The sequence below is a fragment of the Amycolatopsis rhizosphaerae genome, from assembly GCF_007713715.1.
Lineage (GTDB): Bacteria > Actinomycetota > Actinomycetes > Mycobacteriales > Pseudonocardiaceae > Amycolatopsis_E > Amycolatopsis_E rhizosphaerae.
The window spans coordinates 1-6389 of record NZ_VJWX01000407.1 but is presented as its reverse complement, the minus strand read 5'-3'; the positions used below and the strand labels follow the sequence as shown (position 1 = coordinate 6389).

General features: G+C 69.6%; 4 protein-coding genes and 2 pseudogenes. 3 read left to right on the top strand and 3 right to left on the bottom strand.

Annotated elements, in window-relative coordinates; translation table 11 throughout:
- The 3 genes and pseudogenes from FNH05_RS28925 to FNH05_RS28915 all read left to right on the top strand — a co-directional run.
- A pseudogene (locus FNH05_RS28925) lies at positions 1-299 on the top strand (MFS transporter); the annotation flags it as partial.
- Between the two features lie 421 nt (positions 300-720).
- Positions 721-1266, top strand: a complete 546-nt coding sequence (locus FNH05_RS28920; protein WP_144592015.1) for a hypothetical protein — start codon at positions 721-723, stop codon at positions 1264-1266.
- Between the two features lie 56 nt (positions 1267-1322).
- Positions 1323-3137 (top strand): annotated as a pseudogene (locus FNH05_RS28915) (bifunctional polysaccharide deacetylase/glycosyltransferase family 2 protein); the annotation flags it as partial.
- A gap of 246 nt (positions 3138-3383) precedes the next feature.
- Here the strand turns inward: FNH05_RS28915 and FNH05_RS28910 are convergent.
- The 3 genes from FNH05_RS28910 to FNH05_RS28900 all read right to left on the bottom strand — a co-directional run.
- Positions 3384-4127, bottom strand: coding sequence for an SIR2 family NAD-dependent protein deacylase (locus FNH05_RS28910; protein WP_144592014.1), 744 nt, complete (start codon positions 4125-4127; stop codon positions 3384-3386).
- Between the two features lie 110 nt (positions 4128-4237).
- On the bottom strand, positions 4238-5473 hold the full coding sequence (locus FNH05_RS28905; RefSeq protein ID WP_144592013.1) for a L,D-transpeptidase: 1236 nt from the start codon (positions 5471-5473) through the stop codon (positions 4238-4240).
- A gap of 121 nt (positions 5474-5594) precedes the next feature.
- Positions 5595-6389: patatin-like phospholipase family protein (locus tag FNH05_RS28900; RefSeq protein ID WP_144592012.1), on the bottom strand; the 795-nt coding region annotated here is incomplete at its 5' end.

The window sequence follows — 6389 nt, the reverse complement described above, 5'->3', positions numbered from 1 at the left end:
ACACCACACTGACGCTGGAGTCCGTGCCGATCAGTATGGCCGGGGTCGCCGGGGGTGCGCTGCAGACCGGGCAGCGGATCGGCACCGCGATCGGCACCGCCGTGCTGGCGGGAGTGCTGCGCGCGATCGTCGACTCCTCGCACGGTGACTACCCGTCGGGACTGGCGGTGGCGATGCTCTGCGCGGAGGGTTTCATCCTGATCGCGCTCGTGCTGGGCATCTGGGAGCTGTTCGTGCGGCGAACACGCGGCTCAGCCAATCGGCCACCTAGCGTAATAGTTGCTGCTCCATCTGAGTGATGGTCACGGTCGGGTGCTAGCCCAACCGGCCGCTACCCGGTAAACCTTGTTTCGCCTTCACCAGGAGGAATTCGCTACACATCGTGGCGGTCCGGCTGGCGGTCCGGGGATGGGACCACCAGCGGATGAAGCGGCCCCCTGCGCCCGATCCGTCCGGTTCGACGGGGCCCGCTCATTTCCCAGGCGACCGTCGGCGTCCGCGGGGGACCGTGCGGCGGCGCGGCGAAGGCAGCCGCCTGGGTGGGCCCGGACGAGGGGGAGCCGGGTTCACTCGGGTGTTCTCGCCGGAAAACAGCAGGTCGCACCCCTGGTGGGAAATTGTTTCCGCTTCGTATTCTTTGTTAATCCATTTCATCCGCGACCGATTTCCTTGATCGTTTTTCCGTCGTTTAGGCTGCTGCTCCCAGGATTGGGAGTGATCATGACGAGTGTGACCGATCTTGCCGAAGGCAAAAGGAAAAACCCGGACGACGGCGACGTTTCCGTCACGTCGGACACGATCGAAATCGTTCCGCCGGCCCCCGTGTTCGTCGACCCCTCCGGTCGTCGCCGCCGCCTGTTCCGTCGCGTGGCGATGATCGGCATCGCGCTGGTCGCCGGCTATGTGGTGGTCCTCGTCGCGGCCCTGCTCGGCGCCCCGGTGCCTTCGTCGGTCCTGCTGCCCATCCCGGGCGTACAAACCCCGGCGCCCACCACCACGGAGCCCGAAACGACCACATCCTCGGCGCCCTCGGGCGCCGACCAGCAGCCGGCCACGGCCGCCGATCCCGCGCACCCCGCCGGCGCCGCCGGAACCGCGACCGGCAGCACCGCCGTGCCCACCGCCGCCGCCGGTCAGCCCGTCGCCGCCGTCACCGCACCCGGGACCACTGCCGCGGCCAGCAGCACGACGGCCACCCGGAACACCCACGCGCCGTCCGAGCCGCCCGGCAAGGCGAGCACCACCAGCACCGGGCGCCACCCGTGACGCGGCACTCCCAGCCCGGCCCGCTCCGGGCGCACTGGCTGCTGCTGGGCACGACCATGTTCTTCGCGGCCCTGCTGCTCGGCCTCAACGCGCTCCTGCTCGGGGAGTTCCACACCGACGAGACCGCCTCAGCCGGGCCCTCCGGCACGGTGCCCGCCGCCGTTTCCTCCGGCGGCGCGGTGATCGACGCGCGCGGCGGCACGCCGGTCGCGCTGCGGCCGCCCGCGAAGACGATCTCCCTCACCTTCGACGACGGACCCGACCCCGAATGGACCCCGGCCGTACTGGCGGTGCTCGCCCGCTACCAGGTGCACGCGACGTTCTTCGAGACCGGCGCGCAGGTGGCCCAGCATCCCGACCTGGTGCGCCAGGTACTCGCGGCGGGTCACGAGATCGGCAACCACACCACCAGCCACGCCGACCTCGGCCAGGTCGGCACGCTGCGGCAGAACCTCGAACTCAAGGCCACCGACCTCGCCTTCGCCGATGCGGTGGGGCTCGTACCGTCCCTGGTCCGCCCGCCGTATTCGGCCACGCCCGAATCCCTCGACGACCGCTCGTGGGCCGCCGTTCAGCACGCCGCCGCGGGCGGCAAGCTGATCGTCCTCTCCGACCTGGACTCCGAAGACTGGCGCCGCCCCGGCGTGGACGGCATCGTCGCCAACGCCACTCCGCGCGACGATCGCGGTGCGGTCGTGCTGATGCACGACGCGGGCGGTGACCGCTCCCAGACCGTCGCCGCGCTGGACCGGCTGATCCCCCGGCTGCAGGCTCAGGGCTGGCGGTTCGACACGGTCGGCCACACGCTGGCGCTCAACGGTGCGGAAGCCCCCGCCGACCTGCGCTCCCGGGTGGCGGGCTGGTTGTTCACCTTCGCCGCCCACCTCGCCGTGTTCGCCGCGAAGGCACTCGGCGTGCTGATGGTCGCCTCCGCGGTGCTCGCGGTCGGCCGCACGATCCTGGTGCTGGTCACCACCGCGATGCACGTGCGGCGCCCGCCCCGTCGCCGCCGTCCCAGCCGCGACCCGGTGACCGTGATCGTGCCCGCCTACAACGAGGAAGCGGGCATCGCGAGCACGATCGAGTCCGTGCTGGCGTCGCGGCATCCCGTCGAGGTGCTCGTCATCGACGACGGATCCACCGACCGCACCGCCGAGATCGCCGAACAGTACGTTTCGTCACGGGTACGGCTGATCCGGCAGGTCAACGCGGGCAAGTCCGCCGCGCTCAACACCGGCCTCCACGCCGCCCGCACCGAACTGGTGGTCATGGTGGACGGCGACACGGTGCTCGAACCGCAGGCCGTGGGCGCCATCGTCGGCCCCTTCGCCGACCCCGGGGTGGGCGCGGTGTCCGGCAACGCCAAGGTCGCCAACCGGGACGGCATTCTCGGGAAGTGGCAGCACATCGAGTACGTCATCGGGTTCAACCTGGACCGCCGGATGTACGACGTGCTCGAATGCATGCCCACCGTGCCCGGGGCGATCGGCGCCTTCCGCCGGTCCGCTGTGCTGCGCTGCGGCGGTGTTCCACTGGACACCCTCGCCGAGGACACCGACCTGACCATGGCGATGGAACGCGACGGCTGGCGGGTGGTGTACGAGCCGCGGGCCGTGGCGTGGACGGAGGCGCCATCGACACTGGGGCAGCTGTGGAAACAGCGGTACCGCTGGTGCTACGGCACGTTGCAGGCGGTGTGGAAGCACCGCCGCGCGATGCTGGAACGGGGCCAGGGCGGGCGGCTGGGCCGCCGCGGCCTGCCGTATCTGCTGCTGTTCCAGGTGCTGCTGCCGGTGCTCGCCCCCTTCGTCGACGTGGCCGCGGTGTTCGGCGCGTTCACCGAGCAGTGGACGGTCATGCTGGGCTACTGGCTGGTGTTCCTGCTGATGCAGGCCATCCCCGGGGTGATCGCCTTCCGGCTCGACGGGGAATCGGTGCGGCCGCTGTGGCTGCTGGCCCTTCAGCAGTTCGTCTACCGGCAGCTGATGTACCTGGTGGTGGTGCAGTCGGTGGTCACGGCGGTGGCCGGGGCGCGGCTGCCGTGGCAGAAACTGCACCGGCGCGGCATCGGGACCGTCACCGGCGGTCCGGGCGGTCCGGGCGGTCCAGGTGCGCCGTCAGAGCAGGGCCGGGAGGAGCTTTCCGAGCGGACCGTGGAGCACCGCTTCGGCGACGCCGTCGTAGGGGGTTTCCGAGGCGTTGCACATGATGATCCGCGCTCCCGCCGAGGCGGCGATCCCCACCAGCCCGGCCGCCGGTTGTACCGTCAGTGAGCTGCCGGCCGCGAGCAGGACGTCACAGGTCAGGGCGGCGACCCTGGCGCGGTAGAGCACCTGGTCGTCCAGCGGCTGGCCGAAGGAGATGGTCGCGGACTTGAGGATGCCCCCGCAGCGCAGGCACGGTGGATCGCTTTCCCCGTTGCGGACCCGGTCCAGCGTTTCCTGCATGGGGCGCCGGTCACCGCAGGTCAGGCACACGCTCTCGTTGAGCGTGCCGTGCAGTTCGATCACCCGGTCCGGGGCCGAGCCCGCCTTCTGGTGCAGTCCGTCGATGTTCTGCGTGACGATCGCGCCCAGCCGCCCGGCTCGTTCGAGCGCGACCAGCGCGAGGTGGGCGGGATTCGGCTGGGCAAGCCAGGCGGGATGGTCGAGGCGGCCGAGCCAGGACTGCTCGCGCACCAGCTTGTCCGTGATGTAGTGGCGGATGTCGGAGAGCTTCTCCGCGGCCGGGTTCTTCGTCCACACCCCGTTGGGCCCGCGGAAATCGGGGATGCCGGAGTCGGTGGAGATGCCCGCTCCGGTCAGCGCCACCATCCGCTCGGCGCCATGGACCAGCTGCCGTGCGCGCTGCAGGACGTCCATACCTCCATCATGCGCGCGGCGGTGCCGTGATGGTGCCGTGAAGGGTCCCTTCACAGTCGATTCGACTGTGAAGGGACCCTTCACGGCTTGCCCTGGACCCGGTCCGGGTGTCAGTGCAGGGCGCTGCCCTTCTGCCACTGGTCCCAGCTCAGCGACCAGTCGCCGTAGAGGTCCCACACCGGCAGCGCAGGGCCACCGGAGTTGGTCACCTCGACCACGTCACCGAGCCCCAGGTTGTTGAAGAACCACTGCGCGTTGGCGTCGTTGAGGTTGATGCAGCCGTGCGAGACGTTGCTGTTGCCCTGCGCGCCGACGCTGTTCGGGTTCTCGTGCACGAACTCGCCGTCGTTGGAGATCCGTTCCGACCACTTCTCCTCCGAGCGGTACGCGCCAGGCTGCCCCGGGCAGAGGCCGTAGGTGCACGAATCCATGATGTAGCTCTCGGCCTTGAACGAGATGACGTGCGGCCCCATGTGGGTCGGAGTGGCATCCTTGCCCAGTGAAATGAGCATCGACTTCACCATCTGGCCGTTGTGGAAAATCTGCATCTGATCGGTGTTGCCGTCGGCCTTGGCGATCCAGGAATCGTGCACGTGATAGGTCTCGGTGCGGTCCTCGGCGCCGTAGACGCCGTTTCCGAAATCGACGCCGTAAATCTTCGCGGACACCGTGAGCGTGGTTCCGGCCTGCCAGTACACCTTCGGCCGGTAATGCACGTTCTTGTCGTCGATCCAGTACCAGCCGCCGTCCTGCGGCGGGTTCGACGTGACCGACAACTGCTTTTCCACGTCGGCCTTGTTCTTGACCGGGTAGCTGAACTGGAACACGATCGGCTGCCCGACGCCCACCCCGGTCTGCGCCACGCTGGAGGGCGCCGGGATCAAATTGGGGTTGGCCTGTTTGGCCGGGCTGAGCGTGGTGATCTTGCCCTGCTGTTCGACGGTCTTGCCCGAGCCGTCCGCGGCGTGCGCGTCGACGGTGTAGGTCGCGCCGTAACCCAGGACGTCCTTGGAGGTCCAGGTGGTCTTGTCCGCCGAGAGCGTGCCCTGCACCTTGGTGCCCTTGGCGGCGTTGGTCACGGTCACGTCGGTGAGCGTGCCGTTGGCGGCCTTGACCACGATCGGCGTGACGGGGCTGATGTTGCTCGCGTCGGCGGCCGGGGTGATCGACACGCTCACCGGGCCTGCCGCGGCCGACGGGCTCCCGCCGGCGTTCGTGCCGTTGGCGGAGTTGCCGCCGGAATCGCCCGAACTGCAGGCGGAGAGCACGAGTGCGGTCGCCAGCAAGCCGGCGACGGCGCCGGAACGCGCTCTACCGGAAGAAAGTAAGGACTTCTTGAACAACATGTCGTCTCTTCGGGGTTCTGGAAGGAGGAGGCCTGAGGGTCAAAGCTACCGCTCTCAGACAGACGTCCCCTGACCCGGTTTGTTGCACGACAGTGTTCCGCGTCACTTGGTCCGGGTTCGTTCAGGAAATCTTTACGCCGGGCGCACCGTAGAGTCCCGGGCCGTCCACGACGAGCGTCTCCAGATGGCGCCGCGCCGCCTCGTGGGCGCCGTTCGCCAGTTCGTCGGTGTGCCGGAAATCCAGCGGGCTCATCGGCAGTGCCGCGGGGCCGGGCAGGTAGACCACCGGCACCTCCGCGGCGGCGATCGGGGCCTCCAGTATCGCCTGGTTCCGCATGCTGATCATCACCGTGTACATCAGGACTTCGGCGAAGGTGCGCGGGGGAGCCGGATTCTGCCCGGGGAACGCGCAGTCGAGCACGACCAGGGACCGGGCGCCCATGGCGAGTGCCTGCCGCATCGGCACGTTGGCGACGAGCCCGCCGTCGTAGTGCAGATCGCCGTTGCGGGCCACGGCCGGGTAGATGCCCGGGATGGCGGCACTGGCGAGCAGCGTGGGCAGCAGCGGGCCGGAGCGGGTGAGCCGGGGTTCGGCGGTGCCGAGGTCCGTGGTGACCACGCCAAGGGGCAGGGCCAGGTCTTCGAAGGTGGTGGTGGCGCCGAGGTGGGCGGCGATGACCGTGGCGAGGCCCGTGTTGGGGAACAGATGCGTCTTGCCGCGCTGCAGTGTGCGGATCTGGCTGAGCAGTCCGCCGGGGAACACGGTCTGCCGGGTCAGTTGCGCCCAGGTGGCCCGCAGGGTTTCGGGCGCGCCTTCGGGGTCGCGTGCCAGCAGTGCGCCGTTGAGCGAGCCGACGGAGGTGCCTGCCACCAGGTCCGGCCGGATACCGGCCTCGCGGAGCGCGCGCAGCATGCC

Coding starts and splice junctions, on each gene's coding strand:
- FNH05_RS28920 (WP_144592015.1), top strand. CDS start 721: ATGACGAGTGTGACCGATCTTGCCGAAGGCAAAAGGAAAAACCCGGAC.
- FNH05_RS28910 (WP_144592014.1), bottom strand. CDS start 4,127: ATGGACGTCCTGCAGCGCGCACGGCAGCTGGTCCATGGCGCCGAGCGG.
- FNH05_RS28905 (WP_144592013.1), bottom strand. CDS start 5,473: ATGTTGTTCAAGAAGTCCTTACTTTCTTCCGGTAGAGCGCGTTCCGGC.